Origin of the sequence: Allobacillus saliphilus (assembly GCF_018138385.1) — a bacterium.
In the GTDB taxonomy this organism is placed as follows: Bacteria; Bacillota; Bacilli; order Bacillales; family Alkalibacillaceae; genus Allobacillus; species Allobacillus saliphilus.
This window is the reverse complement of sequence record NZ_JAGSIE010000006.1, coordinates 39,909-64,616: the sequence shown is the minus strand read 5'-3', so window position 1 is coordinate 64,616 and position 24,708 is coordinate 39,909. Positions and strand designations below refer to the sequence as shown.

General features: G+C 38.4%; 29 protein-coding genes. All 29 read right to left on the bottom strand.

All coding sequences use genetic code 11. The annotated features are described in order from the left end of the window. Positions 1 to 199: 199 nt before the first annotated feature. Entirely contained in the window at positions 200 to 1,084 is an 885-nt protein-coding gene (gene tsf, locus KC820_RS02010) for a translation elongation factor Ts (protein WP_144087769.1), read from the bottom strand. 101 nt (positions 1,085 to 1,185) lie between these two features. After that, positions 1,186 to 1,953 (bottom strand): 30S ribosomal protein S2, encoded by a 768-nt coding sequence (gene rpsB, locus KC820_RS02005; RefSeq protein WP_144087768.1) that lies wholly within the window; start codon positions 1,951 to 1,953, stop codon positions 1,186 to 1,188. Positions 1,954 to 2,100: 147 nt separating this feature from the next. Continuing rightward, on the bottom strand, positions 2,101 to 2,595 hold the full coding sequence (locus tag KC820_RS02000) for a DUF6115 domain-containing protein (protein ID WP_144087767.1): 495 nt from the start codon (positions 2,593 to 2,595) through the stop codon (positions 2,101 to 2,103). Positions 2,596 to 2,615: 20 nt separating this feature from the next. Next, positions 2,616 to 2,927 carry a hypothetical protein gene (locus tag KC820_RS01995; RefSeq protein WP_144087766.1) on the bottom strand — a complete coding sequence of 104 codons (312 nt, stop codon included), beginning with the start codon at positions 2,925 to 2,927 and terminating at the stop codon, positions 2,616 to 2,618. A 15-nt stretch (positions 2,928 to 2,942) separates the two neighbouring features. Next, a complete protein-coding gene (locus KC820_RS01990) occupies positions 2,943 to 4,346 on the bottom strand; it encodes a DUF342 domain-containing protein (RefSeq protein ID WP_144087765.1) in 1,404 nt (467 codons plus the stop codon). A 28-nt stretch (positions 4,347 to 4,374) separates the two neighbouring features. Further along, positions 4,375 to 5,142, bottom strand: coding sequence for a FliA/WhiG family RNA polymerase sigma factor (locus KC820_RS01985; protein ID WP_212367515.1), 768 nt, complete (start codon positions 5,140 to 5,142; stop codon positions 4,375 to 4,377). Positions 5,143 to 5,175: 33 nt separating this feature from the next. Then, complete coding sequence (locus KC820_RS01980; RefSeq protein ID WP_212367513.1) at positions 5,176 to 5,673, bottom strand: chemotaxis protein CheD; 498 nt, start codon at positions 5,671 to 5,673, stop codon at positions 5,176 to 5,178. Then, positions 5,666 to 6,298, bottom strand: a complete 633-nt coding sequence (locus tag KC820_RS01975; protein WP_212367511.1) for a chemotaxis protein CheC — start codon at positions 6,296 to 6,298, stop codon at positions 5,666 to 5,668. Before KC820_RS01975 ends, KC820_RS01980 begins: the two co-directional genes overlap by 8 nt. A gap of 24 nt (positions 6,299 to 6,322) precedes the next feature. Then, positions 6,323 to 6,790 (bottom strand): chemotaxis protein CheW, encoded by a 468-nt coding sequence (locus KC820_RS01970; protein WP_212367510.1) that lies wholly within the window; start codon positions 6,788 to 6,790, stop codon positions 6,323 to 6,325. A 13-nt stretch (positions 6,791 to 6,803) separates the two neighbouring features. After that, entirely contained in the window at positions 6,804 to 8,801 is a 1,998-nt protein-coding gene (locus KC820_RS01965; protein WP_212367509.1) for a chemotaxis protein CheA, read from the bottom strand. A 12-nt stretch (positions 8,802 to 8,813) separates the two neighbouring features. Beyond that, positions 8,814 to 9,869 carry a protein-glutamate methylesterase/protein-glutamine glutaminase gene (locus KC820_RS01960; protein ID WP_212367508.1) on the bottom strand — a complete coding sequence of 352 codons (1,056 nt, stop codon included), beginning with the start codon at positions 9,867 to 9,869 and terminating at the stop codon, positions 8,814 to 8,816. 145 nt (positions 9,870 to 10,014) lie between these two features. Beyond that, positions 10,015 to 10,851, bottom strand: coding sequence for a MinD/ParA family protein (locus KC820_RS01955; RefSeq protein ID WP_212367507.1), 837 nt, complete (start codon positions 10,849 to 10,851; stop codon positions 10,015 to 10,017). A 29-nt stretch (positions 10,852 to 10,880) separates the two neighbouring features. Beyond that, positions 10,881 to 11,984 carry a flagellar biosynthesis GTPase FlhF gene (gene flhF, locus KC820_RS01950; RefSeq protein WP_212367506.1) on the bottom strand — a complete coding sequence of 368 codons (1,104 nt, stop codon included), beginning with the start codon at positions 11,982 to 11,984 and terminating at the stop codon, positions 10,881 to 10,883. Further along, entirely contained in the window at positions 11,981 to 14,014 is a 2,034-nt protein-coding gene (gene flhA, locus KC820_RS01945; RefSeq protein WP_212367505.1) for a flagellar biosynthesis protein FlhA, read from the bottom strand. Before flhA ends, flhF begins: the two co-directional genes overlap by 4 nt. Positions 14,015 to 14,034: 20 nt before the next feature. Continuing rightward, the gene (gene flhB / locus KC820_RS01940; protein WP_212367504.1) at positions 14,035 to 15,117 is read right to left on the bottom strand and encodes a flagellar biosynthesis protein FlhB; all 1,083 of its coding nucleotides are present in this window, start codon (positions 15,115 to 15,117) and stop codon (positions 14,035 to 14,037) included. A 2-nt stretch (positions 15,118 to 15,119) separates the two neighbouring features. Further along, a complete protein-coding gene (fliR, locus tag KC820_RS01935) occupies positions 15,120 to 15,899 on the bottom strand; it encodes a flagellar biosynthetic protein FliR (RefSeq protein ID WP_212367502.1) in 780 nt (259 codons plus the stop codon). A gap of 1 nt (position 15,900) precedes the next feature. Further along, positions 15,901 to 16,170, bottom strand: coding sequence for a flagellar biosynthesis protein FliQ (gene fliQ / locus KC820_RS01930; RefSeq protein ID WP_212367500.1), 270 nt, complete (start codon positions 16,168 to 16,170; stop codon positions 15,901 to 15,903). Between the two features lie 15 nt (positions 16,171 to 16,185). Next, complete coding sequence (fliP, locus tag KC820_RS01925; protein WP_212367499.1) at positions 16,186 to 16,854, bottom strand: flagellar type III secretion system pore protein FliP; 669 nt, start codon at positions 16,852 to 16,854, stop codon at positions 16,186 to 16,188. Then, positions 16,847 to 17,566, bottom strand: a complete 720-nt coding sequence (locus KC820_RS01920) for a flagellar biosynthetic protein FliO (RefSeq protein WP_212367498.1) — start codon at positions 17,564 to 17,566, stop codon at positions 16,847 to 16,849. Before KC820_RS01920 ends, fliP begins: the two co-directional genes overlap by 8 nt. Before the next feature lie 28 nt (positions 17,567 to 17,594). Further along, complete coding sequence (locus tag KC820_RS01915; protein ID WP_144087749.1) at positions 17,595 to 17,957, bottom strand: response regulator; 363 nt, start codon at positions 17,955 to 17,957, stop codon at positions 17,595 to 17,597. 43 nt (positions 17,958 to 18,000) lie between these two features. After that, positions 18,001 to 19,194: a flagellar motor switch phosphatase FliY gene (gene fliY, locus KC820_RS01910; protein ID WP_212367497.1), complete on the bottom strand. Its 1,194-nt coding sequence runs from the start codon at positions 19,192 to 19,194 to the stop codon at positions 18,001 to 18,003. Further along, positions 19,187 to 20,182 carry a flagellar motor switch protein FliM gene (fliM, locus tag KC820_RS01905; RefSeq protein WP_212367496.1) on the bottom strand — a complete coding sequence of 332 codons (996 nt, stop codon included), beginning with the start codon at positions 20,180 to 20,182 and terminating at the stop codon, positions 19,187 to 19,189. The genes fliY and fliM overlap by 8 nt, the downstream gene beginning before the upstream one ends. Positions 20,183 to 20,212: 30 nt before the next feature. After that, positions 20,213 to 20,644 carry a flagellar basal body-associated FliL family protein gene (locus KC820_RS01900; protein ID WP_212367495.1) on the bottom strand — a complete coding sequence of 144 codons (432 nt, stop codon included), beginning with the start codon at positions 20,642 to 20,644 and terminating at the stop codon, positions 20,213 to 20,215. Then, complete coding sequence (locus tag KC820_RS01895; protein ID WP_212367494.1) at positions 20,637 to 20,855, bottom strand: flagellar FlbD family protein; 219 nt, start codon at positions 20,853 to 20,855, stop codon at positions 20,637 to 20,639. The genes KC820_RS01900 and KC820_RS01895 overlap by 8 nt, the downstream gene beginning before the upstream one ends. Before the next feature lie 175 nt (positions 20,856 to 21,030). After that, complete coding sequence (gene flgG / locus KC820_RS01890; protein WP_212367492.1) at positions 21,031 to 21,924, bottom strand: flagellar basal body rod protein FlgG; 894 nt, start codon at positions 21,922 to 21,924, stop codon at positions 21,031 to 21,033. Between the two features lie 86 nt (positions 21,925 to 22,010). After that, a complete protein-coding gene (locus KC820_RS01885) occupies positions 22,011 to 22,388 on the bottom strand; it encodes a TIGR02530 family flagellar biosynthesis protein (RefSeq protein ID WP_212367490.1) in 378 nt (125 codons plus the stop codon). After that, positions 22,378 to 22,833, bottom strand: a complete 456-nt coding sequence (flgD, locus tag KC820_RS01880; RefSeq protein ID WP_212367487.1) for a flagellar hook assembly protein FlgD — start codon at positions 22,831 to 22,833, stop codon at positions 22,378 to 22,380. Before flgD ends, KC820_RS01885 begins: the two co-directional genes overlap by 11 nt. A 3-nt stretch (positions 22,834 to 22,836) precedes the next feature. Beyond that, positions 22,837 to 24,072: a flagellar hook-length control protein FliK gene (locus KC820_RS01875; RefSeq protein ID WP_212367485.1), complete on the bottom strand. Its 1,236-nt coding sequence runs from the start codon at positions 24,070 to 24,072 to the stop codon at positions 22,837 to 22,839. A gap of 55 nt (positions 24,073 to 24,127) precedes the next feature. Then, positions 24,128 to 24,700 (bottom strand): MotE family protein, encoded by a 573-nt coding sequence (locus KC820_RS01870; protein ID WP_212367483.1) that lies wholly within the window; start codon positions 24,698 to 24,700, stop codon positions 24,128 to 24,130. Positions 24,701 to 24,708 lie beyond the last annotated feature (8 nt).

The following is a 24,708-nucleotide window of genomic DNA, read 5'->3' as shown; positions in this document are numbered from 1 at the left end:
TACCTCCATCAATTATATGTAAGCTATTCATCAAACATGTTTTGTTAAAATGATTAGCTAAATAGATTCTTTTAAAAATAGGGAACACGTTCTCCGTGTCCCCTATTTTCTTGCCAGCCATTCAAGTAAGATGAATGTTCATATAAAATTTCGCTATGGTTCATATGAGCGTCATATGAACAAAGGACTTGGGAACAGCTTATTTTTTGATTTGGCCCATTACTTCGTCAGCAAAGTTTTCTTCACGTTTTTCCATACCTTCGCCAACTTCAAAACGGACATATTCTCTCACAGTTGCTCCATGGGATTCAACATATTTCTTCACTTTTTGATCTGGATCTTTAATGAAACTTTGTTCCAATAGGCAAATTTCTTCAAAGAATTTACCTAAACGTCCTTCGACCATTTTTTCAACGATATGTTCAGGTTTCCCTTCATTTAATGCTTGTGTTTTAAGCATTTCACGTTCTTGGTCAACTTCATTTTCAGGAACCTCGTCACGAGATACATAGCGTGGGTTAACTGCAGCGACATGCATAGCTACATCTTTTGCTACAGATTCATCTGTTGTACCTTCTAAGACAGTTAATGCACCGATACTGCCACCCATATGTGTATATGCACCAAACGCAGCATTGTCATCTTTTGTTAGCACCGCAAAACGACGAAGTGAAAGTTTTTCACCAATTTGTGCAATGTTTTTATTGATAACCTCTTGCACAGAGTCACCTTCACCGTTTAATGGTTGCTCAAGAGCTTCTTCTACAGTAGAAGGCTTTTGGCTTAGAATATGGCTCGCTAAAGTATCTAATAGTTCTTTGAACTGGTCGTTTTTTGCAACAAAGTCCGTTTCACTGTTTACTTCAATCAATACAGCAGTGTTTCCGTCAGTTTTGATATGAGCAGAACCTTCTGCTGCAATCCGGTCTGCTTTCTTCGCTGCTTTTGAAATTCCTTTTTCACGAAGATATTCGATCGCTTTTTCCATATCTCCATCCGTTTCAGTTAAAGCTTTTTTACAGTCCATCATTCCTGCACCTGTTTTTTCACGTAACTCTTTAACCATTTTCGCATTTACTGCCATTAGAATTCCTCCTTCAAGTAATTGGGTTATGATTGTTTCAACGATTATTTTCTAAAAAAGGGTGATAAAAGGTTCTGTTCCCCCTTATCACCCTTTACCTTTTACTCTTCTACTTTTTCTTCTGTCTTTTTCTCTTCTGCTTCTTCTTTAGCAACTTCTTCTTCAGAAGTTGTATCTTGCATTTCTTCACCTTGTTTTACTTCTAAAATGGCATCTGCCATTCTGGAAGTCAATAATTTAACCGCACGGATTGCGTCATCATTTGCTGGAATAACGTAATCAATCTCGTCTGGGTCACAGTTTGTATCAACCATCGCTACGATTGGAATATTCAACTTCTGAGCTTCTTTCACAGCGATTCTTTCTTTACGTGGGTCAACGATGAATACGGCATCTGGTAAACCGTTCATGTCTTTTACGCCACCTAAGAATTTCTCAAGTCGTTCTTTTTCTTTAAGAATCATAACAACTTCTTTTTTCGGTAGTACGTCGAACGTACCGTCTTCTTCCATTCTTTCAATATCTTTTAAACGATTTACTCGTTTTTGAATGGTTTGCATATTTGTTAATGTACCACCTAACCAACGTTGGTTAACATAGTACATACCAGAGCGAATTGCTTCGTCTCTAATTGTATCTTGTGCTTGCTTTTTGGTACCGACGAATAGAACTTTTCCTCCGTCTTGTGCCACGCTTTTCACAAAATTAAATGCTTCATCAACCTTCTTAACTGTTTTTTGTAGGTCAATGATGTAAATGCCGTTACGCTCCGTGAAGATGTACTTTTTCATCTTTGGATTCCAACGACGTGTTTGGTGGCCAAAATGCACACCTGCTTCTAGCAATTGTTTCATTGAAATTGCTGCCATTGTTCATTCCTCCTATGGTTTTTTATATTCCTCCGCTCACTTCATCAACAGAACAGAACTTTTTGTAAGCACCACTGCACTGTTTCGACGAGCGTGTGTATTAACACCAAAAGTAAATATATCATATTGATTTTACACTAGCAAGTATTAATTCGACAATTGTTTATGAATTTTTATCATTAGTTCAATCTCTGTCACACCTACATTTAATTGCTTAGCAATTTGATCTGCTGAATACCCTTGGTCATATAGATGTAAAACTCTACTTTCTAACGTTACTTCATAGACAGGTTCTTCGTCTTCTTCTGGGATAAGTGGTTCATAATCCAGTTCCTCAGGAAAGTTTTCTTCGGTAAAGAAGGGCTCTTCTTCAAATCCGGTCGATCCTTCTTCTACTGCCGATTCCTTACTTTGTTGTTGTTTCATTTTCTCGTCTTGCTGTATTTTCAACTTATTTAACTGTTCGGTGAATTTCTGGTTTTCTGCCTTGATTTCCACTAAATAATCGTGAAATAATCCATCAATTTCTTTTTCTTTCTGTTCGATGATTTTTTCACGATCTTTACGCTCCTGCAATTTCTGATATAAAAGAAATAGAAAAATGAATGTAACGCCGTGCAAAATTAAACTGAGTAGCAACACGTAGAACCCTTCTCCAATCGCTAACTTGAATAATCAATCTTCTTTCCCAAATAAGGATGGTTCAATTTGACTGCATCAGATCTTTGCCGCTTTCTATGATGTTCGGTTGATTGTTGGTCTGAATGGCTATCATCTGCATCTCTATGAATTTGCACTTGATCTTTTTGTTCTGATTTCAGTACTGACTTTCGCATCTTTTCCGCTTCTTCTAGATGACTCTGCCCGAGGAAGTTTTGACTTTGCTTGCCTCGTTGTTGTAATTGATCTTGGAGTTGACTGTTTTCTTGAACTCTCGGTAGTGCGACTTGCAATTCTATACCTTTCCAACTCACTTGATTCACTCCTTTTTACAAAGGAATGATCGAAAAATCTTGATGTTTATAAATGACCGACACCTGCTTATATTCTTGTTGAATGGACATGGAGTATTTTCCGACCATTACATGTACATTTGGATATATGATACCATTCACATCCATTTTAAAAAACTCTAATGATTCCTTCTCTTCTAGTAAAGCGGCTTGTTTATCAAGCAACTCCTGTAATTGTATTTGTGTTATGTTATACGAATTCCTTTGGCGTAATAACATCACACGCTCTTTACTTGATAATTCTCTTACTTGCTTGACTTCTTCTAACCGTTCTCCCAATAGTTTCAACTTCTTGAGTTGGTCCTGGGCGTGCTCGATCTTTAATTCAAGATCATTGTGCAAATTCATTAGATTCATACTCTGGCCTAAATAAATTTCTGTTTTTGTTTCTAAACGATTCCCGAAGTCGTTTCCTTCAATTTTCTTTCCTACGGAGATATGCCCCCCAATAATATGCCCTCGTTGACAATAGAGCATCTCTTGAGCATCAATATAACTATGTAAACATGAATTTTCAATAATGATATTTCTGCCAGCTTTCAGATTAGCTTGATTGATATTCCGAACACGAATATCCATTCCGGCATCAAGTATACCTTCATTAAAAGCATATACACCTTCATGGACGAATATTGAACCACCTGCTTCCAGGCTGGCGGCTTCTACAGTCCCATGGATGGTTATATCACCTCTTGCTTTTAATGAAAAGCCTGTTGGCACGTCACCATTGATAACAATCGATCCATTAAAATCTATGTTTCCCGTCTCCATACTCACCGATTTTTTTACTTCATAAACAGGAAGCACTTGAATTTGGTTACGAATCAAACTGACTTGACCACTCCCTGTAGCAAAAATGGCTTGATGCTCTTCCCGGAATTCTGTATTTTTGCCTGCATTCAAGACTGCTGGTTTACCGGGCTTTGCCTTAACGACTTTTCCTGTAACACTCATACCGTCTATTGTTTCTGATGGTGGAATAATTGTCACAAGCTTCGTTCCGATTTCAACCTTGGGGATGACCATGATTTCTTTAAAGTCAATCGTTTCTTGTTCGTGAATCTCAATTGATGTTCCTAATTGAACGTGATACTTCAACACACCATTTTTCCCATGTTGTGGGGCAATCCCTTGTGCAAACACGACTGGTTCTTGGTTAATCCGAAAGTTTTGAATCATCGTCAACAAAACATCTTCCAACAATCCATATGTAACACTTTTCGAACGAGCAAAATCAACAAGGTCTTTCAATTGGATTTGTGCTTTAAGTTCGTTTAGTTCTTCGGCTGATCGATGTTGTAATTCTTCTCGGTTAAATTCTATTTGAGCTTGCATTGTGTCATCACTGATTTGAATCAAAAAGACGTTCGACAAATCCAAGTTTTTTCACCCCTAGTCACTGACCGATTTATTGAACTGTCATTAAAAGGCTTTTCAGTTTTGCGATGGATTTCGTATGTATCTGTGAAATTCGAGAAGTCGATAATTGAAGAACCTCCCCAATCTCGGTGAATGTTAATTCTTCCTTATAAAAAAGTTGTAAGACAAGTTGCTCTTTTTCATTCAGTTCTGAAATCATTGTTACCAAATCATTGATTTGCTCTTTCTTTAAACTGAACTCTTCTGGTGTCGGCTCATGTCTATCAGGTATCGTGTTTCTTAAACTTTCTCGATGTTCCGGTTGTTGTTCACTCTTTTTGTCTTCGATCGATAGAAAGTTTGCAACGAACGTATCTTTTACAATTTCTGAAGTTTCCTGAAGAGATAAGCCTACTTCATGTGCAATTTCACTTATTTTTGGCTCCCGATTCAATCTTTTCTCCAATTGCTCCGTTGCTTGCTCGACCAATTTCGCTTTTTCCCTAACAGATCTCGGAAGCCAATCTTCTTTACGGAGACCGTCAATAATGGAACCTTTGATACGAAATGAAGCATACGTATCAAACTTCAAATCACGGTTCGGATCGAATTTTTCTAATGCGTCAACCAAACCCATGAAAGCAAGACTTTTAATATCTTGTCGATCTACATTTTTCGGCAATGTTGTGTAAATTCGGTTTACTTGGTAATCCACTAGTGGCATGTAATGCTCAACTAGTTTATTTCCAGCTTGCTCGTCCTTATCCTGTTGCCATTTTTTCCATATTTCCTTCAAGGTATTTTCTGTTAATACCATAATATGTACCCTCCTGAAACTCAGGCATTCTAATTAAATGAACTGTTCACCCTGTTGAATGGTTCGTACCTTCAAGAGTAAATTTTCTGTACTAAATTCAATCGTCCGACCTTTATTTCCGCCAACATCTTCGGCAATAATCGGTATTTTATGTTGTGTCAGCACTTCTCTTACCGCATCAATATTCCGTGGCCCAATACGGATGGTATCTTCTTTACTTTGACTCGTGAACATTTGAGCTCCGCCCGCGATCTTCGCTTTCATTCGGTTCTTTTTAGCGTTTTTTTGCAATAACATTTCAATGGTTGCAGCAATTCCTGTATCTGCAAACTTACCACGTTTGAATTCACTCACCTTTGAAATAGACGAATCAGGAAGCATTACATGGACCAATCCAGCGATACGTATTTGTTCGTCATAAATAACGGCACCAACACATGAACCCAGTCCAATCGTAGATATTGTCCCTGGGTGTTCGACTATATCTAAACCAGCTATACCAACCTTAACAGTATATAAGACCTCATTCATGGCCTTCTACTCCTAATGCTTCAAATATTTGCTGGAATGCATCTGGGTCCGGCAATAAGATGAAATGGCCTTGTAAAGGCTTCTTTTCCGATGTTTCGTCGTTAAAAATCGTTTCAATCATAATTGCATCATCCGATACTTGTGAAATTTCAATTAACCCAACTGTCAGCATAGCACCTAGCATGTCTATTGCTAACGAAGGAACGGATTGGTGAATTTCTAAGTTTGTAAAGTCAGATAATGCACGTACATAGGAGCCAGTTAAAATATTTCCTAATTCCATAAAGGCTGAAGTTGCTAAAGAATCGCCGTCTAATAATGATAAATGTTGATCACCTGTTAGCAATCCAACAAATTCATCCGCTTCAACAGGATCAACAACAAAAAACATACTTCCTTTTAAACGACCTTGCAGCTCTACATGAATGGCGGCTTGCACTTCTTCCTTACCACCTGCTTTTTCCATCATTTCATCAAAAGAAACGATGTGCACAACCGGTGTTTTCATATGTATCGGTTGGTTCACCATCTCGGATAATGATGTAGCCGCATTTCCTGCACCTATGTTCGCAATTTCTTTTAAAACATCTTTATGGAGTGCTGTATAATCAAAAGGATGATTCATTATTTTTCCTTTCCACTAACAGAATTATTTTTCTACTGCTGACAACTGATTTACTTCTTCATTTGAAAGTACTCGGTCAAGATTCAACAGAATTAATAAGCGATCATCCAGCTTAGCGACTCCTCGAACATAGTCAGTATCGACAGAGCCGATTACTTCTGGCGGTGTTTCAATCGCATCTTCCTTCAAATCAACTACATCGTTCGCTTCATCAACAATCATTCCTACTTCTTTGTCATCAATTTGCACGATAATCATTCTTGACCGGCTTGAATACTCACTCGCATCCATACCAAACCGTTCACGCAAATCTATAACTGGTGTAACAATTCCACGTAAGTTTATAACTCCTTTGATAAACTTCGGTGTATTCGGGATTCGAGTGATTTCTAGCATTCTCTCAATTGAACCGACATAATCAATCGGCACCCCATACTCTTCATTTTGCAGTCTGAATACAATTACTTTTATTTCTTTTGATACTTCGCTCATCTAAACATCCTCCTTATTTAATTAGTGAATGTGTATCTATGATTAACGCAACTTCTCCATCGCCGAGTATTGTCGCACCTGAAATGGCAAATATGCTATTTAAATAGTTTCCTAGATTTTTCAAAACAACCTCTTGCTGACCAATTAGTGAATCGACCACTAAACCGGCCACTTGCTCCCCTTTTCGAACAATGATAACTGATTCTTTATCTGACGCATTGTTCGAATCTGGTACATTGAGTACTTCACGTAAAAAGATAAGAGGGATGACTGATTCTCTGAAGTGCATCATTTGTTGTCCTTGAATGGTAACAATCTCTTCTTGTTTAATCATTGCTGTTTCAATGATTGTAGATAATGGAACTGCATACGTTTCACTACCAATCGTGCTTAACATGACTGAAATAATTGATAACGTTAGCGGAAGTTGAATTGTAAACGTTGTGCCCTCGCCTTCTTCTGATGTGATTTCTATTGTTCCACCCAATGACTCGATTGTGTTTTTCACAACATCCAGTCCTACACCTCGACCAGATAGATCAGAAACCTCATCAGCGGTTGAAAACCCACTAGCTAAAATCAACTCATCGATTTGTCGGTCGGAAAGTTGATTCGCTTGTTCTGGTGTTACCACTTGATTTTCAAGCGCTTTATTCAACACTTTTTCTCGATTAATCCCTTGTCCATCATCAGAGATTTCTACATAAACATGATTACCACTATGATAAGCCTTTAACAGTACATGTCCTTGACGATTTTTACCGTTCTTTTCTCGGACTTCGGGCATTTCGATTCCGTGATCCAATGAATTTCGAATTAAATGGACTAAAGGATCTCCAATTTCATCGATCACCGTTCGATCAAGTTCTGTTTCAGCACCTTCAATATCTAATTGAATATCTTTGTTCAACTCACGTGTCAATTGGCGGACCATTCGTGGAAAACGATTGAAAACTTGCTCAATTGGCACCATGCGCATAGTTAAAATGATGCTTTGAAGATCGCTAGATATCCTACTCATTCGACCGACAGTTTCTGTTAAATCACCATGTTCCATTTCAAAAGCAATTTGTTCCAATCTACCTCTATCAATTACTAGCTCCTCAAATAAATTCATCAACGCATCCAACCGATCGATATTCACACGAATTGTTTTGTTCGCTGACTGTTTGCGTTGCGATTTAGAATTGTTTTGGACTTCCATGCTCGCTTGCTTACTTGGTGTTTGATTCACTTCCTTGTTGTCGGTATCCTCATGATTATCTAGGCTCTTAATCGGCTGAATGCTTACCTGCTTAATTTCAGATACCTTCATAATTTTGTCATTTAATTCTTTCTCTTCTACCGAAGTCACAAAAACAACGTCAAACTGATGATCAAATTCTTCGCTCTCTAGTGTTTCTACTGAAGGGACGGACTTAATCACTTCGCCTTCTTTTTCCAAGATTTCAAAAACCATATAAACTCGGGCCGCCTTCAACAAACAATCATCCGTCAGCTGAATCGTTAAATGGTAAGTATGTAATCCTTCAGAATTTGCTTGGTTAATCACCGTTTCTTCAAATGAATCGAGTGTGAGTTCACCATTAATCCCATCTTCATTTGACGTCACCATTTCGTTCGTAATTTCTTCACTTTTATCGATCGCTTTAAGCTGATTTAAAATTGGTTGTATGGTAGATTTCCCATCACCACCAGCCGAAATATCACCAACCATCTCTTCAAGCTTCTCAACAGCATTCAAAAGAATATCCAATAATTTAGCTGATACAGCCAGTTCACTATTCCTAACTAAATCTAGTACATCCTCCATTTGGTGTGTCAATGTAGTTAAATCTTCGTAGCCCATGGTTGCTGACATACCTTTTAATGTGTGAGCCGCACGAAAAATGACTTCGATATGCTCCATATTCGTTGGGTCTTTTTCTAAATCAAGCAATCCATCGTTCACTTTTTGTAAATTTTCGTTACTTTCATCGATAAATATACCTAAATACTGATTGGTTTCCATTCATGTTCCTCCCTATTCGTCCACCAATTCCACAAGTGTTGAAGCGATCTCATCTAGTCGTCTGATCAAACAACCACTTATATTCTCAACAATGGATTTTGGCATTCCATAGATTAACGCGGTTTTTTGGGATTCAGCAATGACTACACTGTCCGGATCAACTCGTTTCAGTTCCTTAGCTCCATCCGTACCGTCATTCCCCATACCCGTGAGTATAACTGCAATTTTATTTATGTTTCTTAATGTCGAAGCTGACATAAATAACTTATTAACGGACGGTCTATGACCTTTTTCCGGATCTTCTTTATTAATATTAATTGCTAGTGAACGATTGAGCTGTTTGAGCTGAAGATGAAAATCTCCAGGAGCAATATAAACAACACCATTACGTAATATTTCACCGTTGATTGCTTCTCTAACTTTAATAGACGATAGTTCATCTAATCGTTCAGCAAGCGATTTTGTAAACCTCGCAGGCATATGTTGGACGATGACTACTGGTGCTTGAAAATTCTCTGGTAACTGAGAGGTGATATGTTGTAAAGCTTTTGGACCACCTGTTGATACACCGATACAAACAACCGTTTGTTTATGTGTAAATCGTGGAAGATATTCATTACTATTTATATCGAACATATTCCCTAAATGTTGATGCTGCTGTGTAACGGATGTTTCTGCTGCTTGAATGATTTTTTTAGTTATCTCTGTTGCTATTTTATGTATATCTAAAGAGATGGCTCCAGAAGGCTTGGAAATAAAGTCAACCGCTCCAATTCGAAGAGCTTCCACGGTTTCTTTTGCTCCAACTTTTGTTGTGCTAGATAACATGACAACTGGAATTGGATGACTCTCCATAATTCGTTCTAATGTTTCTAAGCCATTCATTTTAGGCATTTCAACATCTAGCGTGACAACGTCGGGTTTCAGTTGATTTAATTTTGCTAATCCATCAATTCCATCTCTAGCTGTTCCAACCACTTCTAATTGTTCTGACTGTTGAACGATATCAGAAATCACTTTTCTCATGAATGCTGAATCGTCTACAATGAGTACTTTGTATCGTTTCATGCAGAGCATCCTTTCTTTCGTTGTAGTGATTTCGTTTCTGCAGAAAAAGGAGTTAACATGTATACTTAAATCATTTAAAACCGGGACGGTTCGTATAACAATTGTGGTACTTAATCATCTTGAAAGAAGATGACCTAGAACGCGCTTAACGAGAAAGGATCATTTTGATTTTTTCCATAAACGTTCTAGATTGCTTGGGTTCCTTTGATTCAAGCTGTTCATATTGAGTGACGAGTTTATCCAGTTGTTTTGCGATTGGAGATTTTGGAAAAGACTCTATAAACGGTACTTGCCTTTTAACGGACTCTGTCACTGCAGGATCCTCCGGCAAGCTACCAGCAAAACGAAGTTGATAGTTTAAGAAATTCTTAGTTACTTCACCAAGTCGCTGATACACTTGCCATCCTTCGGTATTCTTTGTTGCCCGATTGATGAGTAAAGATAAATGAATAGATTGATTGTCTGATTCGATTAACAAATGCTTCATTGCAGCGTAACTATCGGTAATTGCAGTAGGTTCAGGTGTTGTGATAACAATTGATTCATCAGCCGCTTCTAAAAAAGCTAAGTGATTTTTCGTCATTCCTGCTCCTAAATCTAATAAAATATAATCAAAAAAGGATATGACCTCTTGAAGCTGCTGAATAAAATGTGTCCTTTCCGTACTATTTAACTCGAAAATACGAGTGAGACTAGTACCTGCTGCGATGAAAGAAAAGTATTCAGATCTTGATTCAATTATATCAAACATACTCATTTTATTCTCTAGCATTTCTACCATCGAATAGTCAGGACTAGTACCTAGTAAAATATCAATATTCCCCATACCGATATCTAAGTCAATCAGTAACACTTTCTTGCGCCGGTTAGCGAGGCAAAGCCCAAAATTAACAGCAAAATTAGACTTACCCACGCCACCTTTACCACTGAATATAGCAATCGCTTTTGCTTGTCGACGATTTTCTTGGGTTTGGTTACTCATCAGGTCCCGTAGTTTCGATGCTTGGTCATTTACCATAGCTTCTCACCGACCATTATACGAGCAAGTACCTCTTCATCTACATCCAAAAGGTCGTTCGGCACATCTTGTCCGTTTGTCAGAGCCAGAATATCAAAGCGATGTTTTTTCCATAAATTAAAAATCTGGCCATAAGTTGAAGTTTCATCAGCTTTCGTAAAAATGACTGTATCAACGGGTAATTCAGAAAACTGATGGTAGATCATGTTCATATCGTCTTCTTTTGAAGTAAGCGAAAGCACGCAAATCAGCTGATCCTGCTCTTTAAATTTGGCCATGTCCTTTAGTTGATGGATATATTCATTCTTCATATAGTTCCGACCGGCTGTATCAATATAGATGAGGTCTTTATCTTCGAATTTATCTTTGGCTGCTTCTAAATCTTCTGCATTGTAAGCAACTTCAATTGGAATATCTAAGATTTTCGCATACGTTTTCAACTGCTCGATTGCAGCTATTCGGTATGTATCCAACGTAATAAATGCAATGTCTTTCGAGTATTTCATTTTATCGTTAGCGGCCATTTTGGCTATGGTCGTTGTTTTACCAACACCTGTTGGACCGAGAATATATAAATGCTTGGATTGTTTTGCAGTTCCTTGAATATATGGAGACATCTCTTTTTTAAAAAACTCTTTTGTCACATCTAGTAATTCTGATTCTGTCATTTCTTCATCTTTTTTATAATACGTTGAAAGCAGTGTTTGAAGCACATTTGCGCGTGTATCTTCATCGATTCCATTTTGCCTCAGCCGTTGAAGTGTACTCTCGACAGGATGTGGATATTCATTCGACAAGGATAAGCGAGCAGACACTTTTTCTTCCGAAGTTTTTGTCTTCTGAACGCTTTTCACGTGGTTTGATCGCTTCGTTGCATGATTAGCCGTTTCCTTCTTACTTCGAACAGCATTACGATTCCGTGTTGGCTGTGGATCTACGGCTGCCAATACTTCTATATTCCTCTTCCCGAATAATCCAAAAAAACGACTTGTTTTAATCTCCCGGGAATCAAGAATAATCGCTGATTCGCCTAATTCCTTTTTCACTTGATTCATAGCTTCAGGCATTGTCGGTGCAATAAATTTTTTTACCTTCATTGAACATTCACCACCCCACTGCTTTCCACTTCAACAGTCGGCTCCAATTCGTTATAGGATAATACGACAGCTTCCGGTAAAGCTCTTCCGATAATTTGTTTGACATACATTCGAACAGCAGGAGAACACAAAACAATCGGTGCCGTATCTTGGAAATACGCTTGTGTGAACTCCTGGTGGACTGCTTCGATTAGTTTTTGTTGATTTTCTGGATCCATTGTTATGAAATTGCCATGCTCTGTTTGTTGAATTCCTTCTGCAACCATTTTTTCAACTTGAGGGGACAATGTAACAACCTTTAAAAATTGATTCTGTGCATATTGATTGGTAATTTGTACAGATAACGCTTGGCGACAATATTCTGTCAGTAGATCCGTATCACTCGTCATTTTTGAATAATCCGCCAATGTTTCAAAGATAATCGGTAAGTTACGAATGGAAATTTGCTCACTTAACAACTTAGCGAGCACCTTTTGAATTTCACCAACTGACAATGGTTCTGGTGTTATTTCTTCCACTAAAATCGGATGTGTTTCTTTTAAGTGATCGATTAACTGTCTTGTTTCCTCGCGTCCAATCAATTCATGTGCATGTCGTTTAATAACTTCTGTTAAATGTGTTGAAACAACAGATGGTGGGTCGACGACGGTATATCCGAGTAATTCAGCCTCTTCTTTCATTTCCTCGGTAATCCATTTAGCTGGCAACCCAAAAGCAGGCTCATTCGTTTCTATACCGTCAATGCCATCATCCTCTAAGTCCGGGCTCATCGCTAAATAATGGTTAATATACAATTCACCTCGAGCAACCTCATTCCCTTTGATCTTCAGTTGATATTCATTCGGATTCAACTGAATATTGTCGCGAATTCTGACGACCGGAATGACGAGTCCAAGCTCTAATGCTAGTTGTCTACGAATCATAACAACGCGATCAAGTAGGTCTCCTCCTTGGTTTTGATCGGCAATCGGAATAAGTGCATACCCAAACTCAAATTCAATTGGATCTGTATTCAATAACTGAACGACATTCTCCGGTGCTGCCATTTCTTGTGCACGCTCTTCTGTTTCATCGACTTCCTCTAAAGGCTCAGCAGCATTTTCCTCAGCACGACTCAAGTAAAATCCACCAAAAGCAAGCATACCGGAAATTACTGTTGTCAAAGCAAAATTAATCGGAGTTAACCCGAGCATAAAAATCGTTCCTGCTGCGATATAGAGTAACTTTGGAAAGCGGAATAATTGACTCGTGACGTCAAAAGAAAGATTTCCTTTGGCTGCTACACGTGTCACAATGATTCCTGTTCCGGTTGCGATTAATAGAGCAGGAATCTGAGAGACCAATCCATCACCGACAGTCAATCGCAGGAAAACATCTACCGTTTCCCCGGCACTCAAACCGAATTGGGTCATTCCGATAATAAATCCAAAAATAATATTGATCAGAACGATGACAATTCCGGCAATCGCGTCACCTTTAACGAACTTACTGGCACCGTCCATTGCCCCGTAAAAGTCCGCTTCGTCTTCAATTTTTTCACGGCGATCTTTAGCTTGTTGTTCGGTAATCAAGCCTGCATTCAAGTCGGCGTCAATACTCATCTGCTTACCAGGCATCGCATCTAACGTGAAACGCGCAGCGACTTCGGAAACACGTTCTGCTCCTTTCGTAATGACGATAAATTGTATGACGACAAGAATAAGAAAGACAACAAAACCGACTAACGGATTACCACCAGTCACGAAGTTACCAAATGTATCGACAACACCACCCGCGTCTGCTTCAGATAAAATGGAACGAGTGGTAGAAACGTTGAGGCCTAATCGAAATAATGTCAAAAGCAATAAGAGTGAGGGAAATACAGAGAATTCCAACGCTTCTTTTACATTCATGGCAACTAAGATGACGATCAAAGCCAACGAAATATTGATCAAAATGAGTATGCTTAATAATGAACCCGGTAAAGGAATCACTAGCATGATAATGATCATAATAACGCCGAATAAAACGGATAGATCTTTTATGGACATTCAGAAAAACCTCTTTCCAGTTACACTTTTCGTTGTAGCTTATAGACATAAGCCAATACTTCGGCAACTGCTTGATAAAACTCCTCGGGTATGGAGTCTCCAATCTCTACAGACGCATATAGTCCTCTTGCCAAACTTCGGTTTTCAATTCGCATGACACCATTTGCTTCTGCAATTTCTCTAATTCTAAAGGCGACATAGTCTGCTCCTTTCGCAACGACTAACGGAGCATCTGATTTTTCTTCATCATATTTTAGTGCGATGGAAAAATGAGTAGGGTTTGTAATGATGACATCTGCAGTCGGCACTTCGCTCATCATCCGCTGTTGAGCCATCTGTCTTTGGGTATCCCTGATTCGTGATTTAATCAGCGGGTCCCCTTCCATTTTCTTATATTCATCTTTCACATCCTGCTTGGACATTTTTATGTTCTTTTCGTGATCATACCGTTGATATAAGTAATCGAAGACCGATAAAAACATCAACATGAGAGAAGCGGCAATGCCCATTTGAATCGTCAATTGAGCAAAAAATGCAATCGATTCACTCACCGTTTTCAAAGATAGGAGCATAAGTTCATCTTTTTGAAGCCAAAGTACTGCAAAACATACACCGCCGATGGATACGATTTTCAATAATGATTTCAAAAATTCAACAAGTGCTCGAACAGAAAAGATTCGCTTAAATCCTTTAATTGGATCTATTTTCTTCAGATCGAACTTCAGTGGCTCACCCGAAAACAACAACCCGAATTGTATGTAATTCGATAAAAGTGCTGCGATTACTGCAACAACCATCACAGGTAAAACGACCTTGACAGCTTCCATTGTCATTTGAAAAAACACTTGCTCGGTAGTAGCTGCGGTTACTTCCCAATGGATGAATTCCGTAAAGCTATATGTATACATCCCTGTAAAGACTTCACCCATAACCGACCCAAAGACAAGCAAAAATAGAAAGACAAAAAACAATAAGATTGCCGAATTAATATCCTGACTTTTTGCAACTTGCCCCTTATTACGTGAATCTTGGCGCTTTTTAGGTGTCGCTTTTTCCGTTTTTTCTTGATTGAAGAACTGAAGGTCCAATCGTAGTAATTCCAAAATTAAGCGCCTCCCATTAACTGCATGAGTTGTCTCATCATCTGGAACATCGTTTCAAACAATCCACGAAGCAACATGACATAGAATGCCAAAAAGATAAGAATCATTACAAATGCGACAAATATTTTAAGTGGTAATCCAACGACAAACACGTTTACTTGAGGCACAGTTCTAGCAATCATACCTAAAGCGATATCTACCAAAAACAAAGACCCAACAACTGGAATTGACATTTGAAACGCAAGCATAAACATATGAGCGAAACTGTCTATAATAAAAACCGGAAAAGATTGATTGCCAATGGGAATCATGTCATAAAATCCAATGAATTCATAACTATAAAAAATCCCATCAATTAGTAAGTGATGCGCATTCGTAGCAACTAAAAACAACAAGGCGAAAATATATAAATATTGACCAATAATCGGGCTCTGAGCTCCGGTTTGCGGATCGACAATGTTAGCAATGGCAAACCCCATTTGGAAATCGATGAAGCCACCTGCTATTTGAATGGCAGATAAGATGATGTAAGCCAATAAACCAATCATTAATCCGACGGTAACTTCCTTCACCAGCAAAAGAAAGAACTGTCCATTCAAGAAAAACACCGGTATTTCTATAGTGAAATACATAATCCAAGCCAGAAACATGACTAAACCAATACGAACAGGCATTGGAATATTTCGATAAGAAAAAAACGGTGTCATCATAAAAAAACCAGCCAAACGAGCAACAATTAATAGCAACCCTGGCATTCTCGCAAGATCGATAAACTCATCCATATTAACCGACCACGTTAGGGATGTTATTGAATATGTTGATTGTAAATTCAATCATACGCTGAAGCATCCAAGGACCGAAAAAAACGACCCCAATAAATACGGCAATCATTTTAGGAATAAATGCCAACGTTTGTTCTTGAATCTGTGTCGTCGCTTGAAAGATACTGACGAGAAGTCCGACGGTTAGCGCTAAAATCATTAAAGGGCCAACAACAATCAATAATGTATAGACACCTTGTTCCGCTAATGCTATTACTGTATCTGCACTCATTTAATGCCCTACTTCCTATGTAAAACTTTCCAATATTGAATGACCAATTAAGTTCCAGCCATCGACAATTACAAACAACAAGATTTTAAATGGCAATGAAATCATAACGGGTGGTAGCATCATCATTCCCATTGACATCAACACACTAGCAACAGCCATATCGATGACCAAGAACGGAATAAAAATCATAAAACCCATTTGAAAGGCTGTCTTCAATTCGCTAATCGCAAAGGCAGGTACTAATGTCGTCAAAGAGATATCAGCTAGGGTCTCTGGGCTTTCTTCTCCGCTATAATCCATGAATAACGCAAGATCTTTTTGCCTTGTATGCTTTGCCATAAACTCTTTAAAAGGTAAGCTTGCCGCTTCATAAGCCTCGTCTAATGTTATTTCTTCATTGAATAGAGGTTGTAATGCTTCCTCATTCACTTCATTAAACGTCGGTGCCATGATAAAGAATGTTAAAAATAAAGCTAAACCAATGAGCACCTGATTCGGTGGCATTTGTTGCGTCGCCAATGATGTTCTAACAAACGACAAAACAATAATAATACGAGTGAAGCTAGTCATTAAAATTAAGATACTCGGAAGAATGGTTATCGCCAATAATAATAACAGTAGTTGAATGGCTGACGAAGCTGCTTGTGGATCATTTTCTGTCAATAGGTTGACGGCATCAGTCATGACGTTGATCCTCCTTCATTTCGCTTCCTTTCAGCAATTCACTACGATTCTTTTTCATTTGACTCAATTCAGATTGAAAGTCATTTTTTATGTCCGTCTTTTGATAAGGATTTTGATCTCTCTGAGTAAACCTTTTCAATAAATCTTGAAACTGAATGGCTTGATTGGACGTAGTCCCACTTGATTCCAAACTATCAATCGTTTCTGGCGAATCAATTTTATCGAGTAATTGGATGTTATCCCCGACACCAATTAAATAATAATCATTCCCAACACGCACAATTTGAATAGATTTATTTGAACCGAGGGATAAACCGCCGAAGTTTTCCAGTGAACGTGTCTGCTGATAGATTCGTGTTCGTTTCTGTAAAAATTTTAGTAGAAAATAGATTAAACCTAACACAACGACAAGCGCGACAATCATTTTTAAGAAATCCAAAAACAAAGAGCGATCAGATGCAGCCACTTGCTTACCAGCGGAGTCTTCATTGTCGTTATTATTTTCTTGTACAGGTTCTTCTTGTTGATTCGTTTCCTCTTCATCAAAAAGATCGGAAACATTTCCTTCTCCACTTGGTGAAGCAGATACTGAACCAAATGGAATGATTAAAAAGAATAGAAGTACCCCAATGGCTATTTTTTGTTTCATCTTCATCGACCCTAACCGTAAAATGTTTTCATAGATTTCTTTCAAACCGTTGTGTACATTCATGATGTTCTTTCATACAGCAATCTATCAATTAACTTAACACCTTGTTGATCGCTTCGAGCACGCGGTCCGCCTGGAAAGGCTTGACAATAAAGTCCTTTGCTCCTGCCTGAATGGCGTCGATCACCATTGATTGTTGCCCCATTGCTGAACACATAATTACTTTCGCATCACTGTCTGCACTTAATATTTCCTTTAAAGCAGTTAAACCATCTTTCTCAGGCATCGTAATATCAAGCGTCACAAGATCTGGTTGTAGTTCTGCATATTTCTCAACTGCCTCAACACCGTCTTGCGCTTCTCCAACAACTTCAAAACCGTTTTTCACTAAAATATCTTTGATCATCATACGCATGAATGCTGCGTCATCTACGATTAATATCTTTTTCGCCATAATAGATTTCTCCCTTATTCATTTTATATTTTTAGATGTTTTTCTAACGTAACTTTTGTATTCGTTCAGCTTGACTCAATATATCAGTGACCCGAACACCAAAATTTTCTTCGATGACAACGACTTCACCTTTTGCAATCAATTTACTGTTTACTAGAATATCAACCGGTTCTCCTGCAAGCTTGTCCAATTCAACAATTGAACCTGTGCTAAGATCGAGAATATCTCGAATAGGCTTACGCGTGCGTCCAAGTTCAACGGAAACATTCAGTGGAATATCCATTAATAAGTCTAGGTTACGACGCTCAGTCGGGTTTGACTTTTCTGAAGAGCCAAACTCACTAAATTGAGCGGATTCAACATTGTTGATGAAAGGTTTCTGATATGAACTATCATTGGTGTGCTGATTTGGTTCAGGCTCTTCCTCTGAATAATTTTTCACAGCTTTTTCACCTTCCTCCTTCTCAAAAGTTTGTTGATTCGATTCCTCTTTTTCTTTTGAACTTCCATTCAATAAACGTTCCACACTATCTTTGACGAATTGAATCGGCAACAGTTGCATGATACTAGAGTCGATTAGGTTTTCTACTTTCAGCTGGAAAGATACTTTGATCAACACAGGCTCATCTGGTAAATATTCTAAGCCATCACCTGTCATAACATCTAGCATAATTGGCTTCGGTGGTGAAATATCAACCTGCTCGTCGAAAATAGATGACATACTTGTTGCAGCAGAACCCATCATTTGATTCATTGCTTCTTGAATAGCACTTAAATGCAATTCGTCTAAATCGCTAGAAGGAGAGGAGCCATCGCCTCCTAACATGAGGTCAGCAATTACTGCAGCATCTTCATGTTTAATAACTAACAAATTTGACCCTGTGAAGCCAGATGTGTAATCTACGCTCACAGCAACATGGGGAATCGGAAATTCACCGGCAAGTTGATCAACATGTACAGCGGTAACAACTGGTGTTGTAATCTCTACTTTATGATTCAATAGAGTTGACAAAGTTGTCGCTGAACTACCAAAAGATATGTTCCCTAACTCACCGATTGCGTCTACTTCCATGGAAGTGAGCACATCTTCGAGTGAAGGTTTCGATTCATTCATTGACTCGGTTGATTGCTGATTTTGTTGATCAAAACGTTCATCCGTTTGGTCATCGGACGAGTCGCCATTCAGTAGCGCATCTATTTCTTCTTGTGTGAGCATATCACTTTTATGATTATCCATCGTTTTCCTCCTCCATATCACTGATGACCTGAACGGCTAAGTGATTATTTTTCTTGCCTGGACGAACATAAAATTTCGGTTCTTCATCAACATAAAACTTTAATGGCTCATGGATCGATTGATTGAGCTTGATTACATCGTCAGTCTGCAAATGCAAAAAGTCTTCAATGGTAACGGATGTCTCCCCTAAATTCGTTTTGACATCAACAGAGACGTTTGAAATATTTTCTTGAAGTAAATGATAATCTTCTTCATTTCCTTTATGAGCTTGGTTTTCCATCCAATAATGCACAGACAACTTAGAAATAATTGGTTCTAATAAAATGTGAGGAATGCAAATGTTCATCATTCCAGAACTTTCTCCAATCATTGTGTTTAGCGAAATGACAATTACCGTTTCATTTGGTGACACGATTTGTAAAAATTGCGGGTTCACTTCGAAATCTTCCATTTCCACATCAATGGAAACCATCGATTCCCAAGCTTCTTCTAAAGATTCCATTGCTGACCCAAATGTTCTGGACATTATTTTTGTTTCAATTTCTGTTAGTGTTTCTACTTTATTTAAACTAGAGCCTGAACCACCTAGCATTCGGTCTAATATCGCATAGGCGATGTTCGGATTCACTTCGAAAAGTAACCGTCCTTCTAATGGTTCCGCAGAGAAGACGTTTAAAATTGTTTTAGACGGGACAGAGCGGATGAACTCTTCATAAGGCACCTGGTCGACGGACGCTACTTGAATCGATACGTAAGAGCGTAGATGCCCTGAGAAAAACGATGTCAGTAACCTGGCAAAGTTTTCATGTATTCGTGTTAGCCCCCTAATTTGATCTTTCGAAAATCTCAATGCTCGCTTAAAATCATAGACTTTTATTTTTTTATCTTCTGTTTCATCTGCTCTTAATTCATCTGCATCCATTTCTCCACTGGATAACGCAGTGAGTAAGGCATCAATTTCGCCTTGAGATAATACATCATCGGCCATATTTCTCACCCCCATTATTGGGTCTTTCTACTATTGAAGAACTTTATCGATTGTAAAAATATCGGTTACCTTTCCATGGTCCTTCAATCCTTCTATTTGATTAAGACGTTTCTTTAATTGTTGTTCAACTTCACTGAGTCCACTTCTAAAATTTTCTTCTTTCAGGACAGTTAGTTCTTTTAAAATGACATTGTTTAACTGAAAGTGCTCACCTTTTTGTAGAAATTCAGCTGCATCTTCATGATCGGTAACGATACGAAATTGAATTAATAAGAAGTTGTCGTCTGATAAATCCGTCCGTATGTCTCCGGTCGTAAACGAATTCTCGACCATGTCATCAATCGTTCGTTCCTCCGATGAAACAGAGCCTTGATCACCGTAAACGAGAATAACAATGGTTGCTATTCCAATGATCGTCAACGAAATGAGTATTGTAATCATGATTTTGATTGGTTTACTCATTTTTCTCCACCACCTTTTTATGTAGATCAATTAATCCGATTTGTCGATAATAGTCAGTGATTAATTGAATGACTTCAGAGACCGTCTCTTTCACAAAATGCTTTTTCCCATTAATTAAGCTGATTGTTGTGTCAGGCAGTGCTTCTATTTTTTCTACATATAATGCATTCAAAACAAATTCATCACCGTTTAGTCTGGTTAATTCGATCATATTTAGGTAAGGGGCTGGGACAAATCTGGGACAAATCAAAGTTATAAACTCAGAAACACGAATGATAATCTAATTTAGCGTAGTATATTTCCGAAGCGGGTATTTCCGCATTACTAAATTAAAATGTTCGTATCTGAGTCAACTTTAAGAGTTTTGTCCCAGCCCCATGCCTCCTTTATCGTTTCAGATTAACAAGCTCTTGTAGAATTTCATCACTTGTTGTAATGACACGTGTATTCGCTTGGAATCCACGCTGAGCTGTTATCATTTCGGTAAATTCTTCTGAAAGGTCGACGTTTGACATTTCAAGTGCACCGGCAAAAAGACTACCAGCTCCACCTTCCCCAGGAACGTATAGATAATCAACGATTCCGCCGTTTAATTCACCAGCATTGTTGGAGATTTTATAGGAATTACTTCCAACTTTATTTAAACCTTCTGGATTGGAGAAGTTAGCAAGCAAGATTTGGCCGGCTACAGCTGGTTGTCCATCTCCATCCACATAATTGACCGTTCCATCTCCACCGATACTGAAGCTTTGAGCATCGTCCGGTAATTGAATACGTCCAATTTGATTTGTGACACCATCATTTGCTGCGTTTGGTGTACGCCCTACTAAATATCTGCCGCCACTCGTTACAATATGACCGTTGTCATCAAAATAAAAATTACCTGCTCTTGTAAAGCTAAGGTCATCAGCATCCGTCGCAAGATTATCATCCCCATCGACAGACTCGGCAGTCGCAAACATCCCATCACCTTCGATTGCTAAATCTAATGGTCTGTTCGTCGTCTGACGGTTACCTTGTGTATGGATATTATCAATACTTCCTGTAGTTGTTCCTAATCCGACTTGCATTGGGTTACGTCCACCTAATGTTGGGTTGCCTGCTGCATTTTGAATAGGACCTGTTGCACCTTGCATCGTTTGACTCATTAAATCTGAAAACGTGTAACGTCCTTTCTTAAATCCGAACGTATTTACATTGGCAATATTGTTAGAAACTACATCTAATTTCGTTTGAAAACCTTTCATTCCTGAGATACCTGTATACATTGAACGTAACATTTACATCTCTTCCTTCCGATTTTAAGTTTACTAGTCGAATTGCTTCTTTCGTTCAGCAATTCTAGGGCTTCCTTTCGGTCCAGCCGCTAATTAGGCATAATAATCGTCCCATTAATATTGGTAATCAATTGATCCGCTTCGTTACTTTGATCAAGTGCTGTAATAATCGTATGATTCTTTGTACTCGCAACTAAAACAGCTTCCTTCATCACGATGACAGAATCGGTTACACCTTTTTGTTTTGCATCTAGCATTTTTTCGTGAATTTCATTCCACTGTGACGGCGTAATATGAATATTCCGTTCATTCAATCGTTTTTGTGCATGTTTACTCACTTTGAGTTCAGCTGTCTGACTTTCCAAGATGGATTGGAAAGATTGTTGAACTGCTTTCTTTTGTTGCACTTGCTTCGATTGTGGTGGAATTGTCGGATAATGAATGGTATTAATTCTACTATTCGCCATCTGCAATCACCTCGTTGGTCGCCTGGGTAATTTCCATTACTTGACTTGCTGCAATTCGATCTTCATTGGCTAGTTTTAACACCACATCATTTCCGGTAAATGACACTGATTGTACCCGACCTGTTTCTTGCCCTGTATATTCACCTGTTGAATCATACACCGCGTATGTAATCTCCTTGTTGATTAGGTTCGAATAGGCTAAGAAATTTGATTGACTTTGCTGATTTGCCAACGTTTTCATTGTTTCTGACATGTTAATGCTTTGTTCCAACTGTGAAAACGTAGCCATTTGAGAGATAAACTGCTTGTCATCCATAGGGTCTAATGGATCTTGGTGTTTTAACTGGGCCATCAATAATTTTAAAAATTCATCTTTTCCTAAATCGGATTGTTTTGTTTGATTCGCTGTTTGATTCGCCAAATAAAGACTTTTATCAATTTTCATCTTCTACACCTCCTCAGCAAATAAATAATCTTGGAAAGTTACATCACCATCTTCTTCGTCTAATTGTCTTGCATTTTCTTGTTGTTTAGATGATTGTTCTTCCTGTTCCTCTTGTTTTTCTTTGAAGTTAGCTAAATTTGTTTCATTTGGCACGTCGATTTGACGTTCAACAACAACCTGGTGAGGTGAGAATAAGTGTCTTAATTGATGTAAATTTTTGTCTACCATTTCTTTTGCCATCTGACTCATGACGGTTATTTTAACGGTCATTTCTCCATCTTGCTTCACAAAGCGGAGAATCATTTCACCGAGCTCCATTGGATTCAGTTGCACCGTTAGTTGCGTTGTACCACCCGGTTTTGCAAATCGCGTTGATAGGATCATTTGCTCAATTTGATTCATCATTTGTTGCGAATTTCCTTGAAGCGGGAGACTTTGCTTAACCAATTGTGCACTGTTCGAATTGACATTCCTCATTAAATTGCCTAATTGCTCAACAGGGTCTAATGGCATGTGAGCTGCTGGCTTTGAAAGCTTTCCTGTAATGGCATGTGCCCAATTCATAACCGGTTTGTCAGAATCGGTATTACTTGATAAACGCATCAATTCCTTCGCAAAATCCGTTGTAGTCTGCGTTTGATTAACTTGCTCACCTGAGATGAGTTGCTGCCATACGTTCGACGTTACTCGGGTCTGTTGGTTACTTTGTTCGGTTGATTGGAGTTGTTGATTTCTTTGTTGAACCAATTGGAATAAAACATTTTCCATTAAATTTTTCAGACCATTCATTCCACTGGACGATTGTGGCAACAACGCTTCCAATCCTTTAGCGGATTCGATTGAAGCTTGACTATGTGACGTGAGCGAACGATACAGCTCAGTTAACACCAAACCGACTTGATCAATCGATGAGACGGATGAACCCTCTAGTAAACCATCAAGATCTTCTTCGGAAATGTTCATTGAATCGGTAAACGTTTGTAACCAATCAGATAGTTCGGATTCCAGTTCTTCATCAGAGGAAAGCAGCCCTAACAGTTTTTTTAACATCGTTTCTAGTTCTGCCATTGAACCTTCTTCGGAAAGCTCCATACCTTCTTCTACAGTTACTTTTCCAGCGATTCCTTGAAGCAACTTGGCAAAATCTCCTTCTTTATTTGACAACAGTGATTTGCCAGTAGCCCTGCCCATCAACTGATTAACTTGTGGCATGGCTTGTAGCATCATTGCGCTATTCATTTTTTCACCCCCTTTCAAAGCGTTGAGTTGTATCAATCAACTTTTAGTAGTTAAGTTATTCTGCACTTTTACGTTCAATCAGTGAGTCCGTATAGCTTGCTGCCTGTTCCGGTTTCATTGCTCCTAATACTTTACCGCGTTCTTCATCGCTCATTTGCTCAAGTAGCTTCAATGCAACTTGTTCTTCCATCTCTACAATAATCTCAGCTGCAATTTTTGGTTCAATTCCTGAGAATGAATTGGACATTTTTTTGATTGCTTCTTCTTCAGTCAATAGCGTTTCTTCTCTACGTTCCAATTCAACATTCAAATCAGCAATCTCGTTTTCTAGTTTTTCAATCTTAGCTTCTTTTTGACTAACTTGACTTTGTAGGTTTTCAATTTGTGTGTTCTTGTTATTATTCTCTTTCTGTATTTCTTCCAATTGGGACTGCAGGATTTCTTCATCTTTTGAATCTACGAAAGAAGAAACAACTGGTGCTTCTTTCAGTTGATTGATTGGATTGATTCCCATTACAGACAATACGATCAATAACATTGCAATGGCGAAGATAATTGGAATGACAATTACAAATAGAATCCATTGCAGCTTACTTGTCTTTTTACCTTCTTTGGCATTCTTAGCCATAACATCAC

Excerpts from the sequence above, each read along its gene's own strand:
- flgG (WP_212367492.1), bottom strand. The coding sequence starts at position 21,924 with ATGTTACGTTCAATGTATACAGGTATCTCAGGAATGAAAGGTTTTCAA.
- rpsB (WP_144087768.1), bottom strand. The coding sequence starts at position 1,953 with ATGGCAGCAATTTCAATGAAACAATTGCTAGAAGCAGGTGTGCATTTT.
- KC820_RS01980 (WP_212367513.1), bottom strand. The coding sequence starts at position 5,673 with ATGAATGAGGTCTTATATACTGTTAAGGTTGGTATAGCTGGTTTAGAT.
- fliP (WP_212367499.1), bottom strand. The coding sequence starts at position 16,854 with ATGACTGATGCCGTCAACCTATTGACAGAAAATGATCCACAAGCAGCT.
- KC820_RS01915 (WP_144087749.1), bottom strand. The coding sequence starts at position 17,957 with ATGGCGAAAAAGATATTAATCGTAGATGACGCAGCATTCATGCGTATG.
- flhF (WP_212367506.1), bottom strand. The coding sequence starts at position 11,984 with ATGAAGGTAAAAAAATTTATTGCACCGACAATGCCTGAAGCTATGAAT.
- KC820_RS01870 (WP_212367483.1), bottom strand. The coding sequence starts at position 24,700 with ATGGCTAAGAATGCCAAAGAAGGTAAAAAGACAAGTAAGCTGCAATGG.
- fliY (WP_212367497.1), bottom strand. The coding sequence starts at position 19,194 with ATGGATAATCATAAAAGTGATATGCTCACACAAGAAGAAATAGATGCG.
- tsf (WP_144087769.1), bottom strand. The coding sequence starts at position 1,084 with ATGGCAGTAAATGCGAAAATGGTTAAAGAGTTACGTGAAAAAACAGGT.
- KC820_RS01900 (WP_212367495.1), bottom strand. The coding sequence starts at position 20,644 with ATGAGTAAACCAATCAAAATCATGATTACAATACTCATTTCGTTGACG.
- KC820_RS01955 (WP_212367507.1), bottom strand. The coding sequence starts at position 10,851 with ATGAGTAACCAAACCCAAGAAAATCGTCGACAAGCAAAAGCGATTGCT.
- KC820_RS01895 (WP_212367494.1), bottom strand. The coding sequence starts at position 20,855 with ATGATCGAATTAACCAGACTAAACGGTGATGAATTTGTTTTGAATGCA.
- KC820_RS01975 (WP_212367511.1), bottom strand. The coding sequence starts at position 6,298 with ATGAATCATCCTTTTGATTATACAGCACTCCATAAAGATGTTTTAAAA.
- KC820_RS01965 (WP_212367509.1), bottom strand. The coding sequence starts at position 8,801 with ATGGAAACCAATCAGTATTTAGGTATATTTATCGATGAAAGTAACGAA.
- KC820_RS01875 (WP_212367485.1), bottom strand. The coding sequence starts at position 24,072 with ATGAATAGCGCAATGATGCTACAAGCCATGCCACAAGTTAATCAGTTG.
- fliM (WP_212367496.1), bottom strand. The coding sequence starts at position 20,182 with ATGGCCGATGATGTATTATCTCAAGGCGAAATTGATGCCTTACTCACT.
- KC820_RS01985 (WP_212367515.1), bottom strand. The coding sequence starts at position 5,142 with ATGGTATTAACAGAAAATACCTTGAAGGAAATATGGAAAAAATGGCAA.
- fliQ (WP_212367500.1), bottom strand. The coding sequence starts at position 16,170 with ATGAGTGCAGATACAGTAATAGCATTAGCGGAACAAGGTGTCTATACA.
- flgD (WP_212367487.1), bottom strand. The coding sequence starts at position 22,833 with ATGAAAATTGATAAAAGTCTTTATTTGGCGAATCAAACAGCGAATCAA.
- KC820_RS01885 (WP_212367490.1), bottom strand. The coding sequence starts at position 22,388 with ATGGCGAATAGTAGAATTAATACCATTCATTATCCGACAATTCCACCA.
- KC820_RS01970 (WP_212367510.1), bottom strand. The coding sequence starts at position 6,790 with ATGAGCGAAGTATCAAAAGAAATAAAAGTAATTGTATTCAGACTGCAA.
- KC820_RS01960 (WP_212367508.1), bottom strand. The coding sequence starts at position 9,869 with ATGAAACGATACAAAGTACTCATTGTAGACGATTCAGCATTCATGAGA.
- flhA (WP_212367505.1), bottom strand. The coding sequence starts at position 14,014 with ATGTCCATAAAAGATCTATCCGTTTTATTCGGCGTTATTATGATCATT.
- fliR (WP_212367502.1), bottom strand. The coding sequence starts at position 15,899 with ATGGATGAGTTTATCGATCTTGCGAGAATGCCAGGGTTGCTATTAATT.
- KC820_RS01920 (WP_212367498.1), bottom strand. The coding sequence starts at position 17,566 with ATGAATGTACACAACGGTTTGAAAGAAATCTATGAAAACATTTTACGG.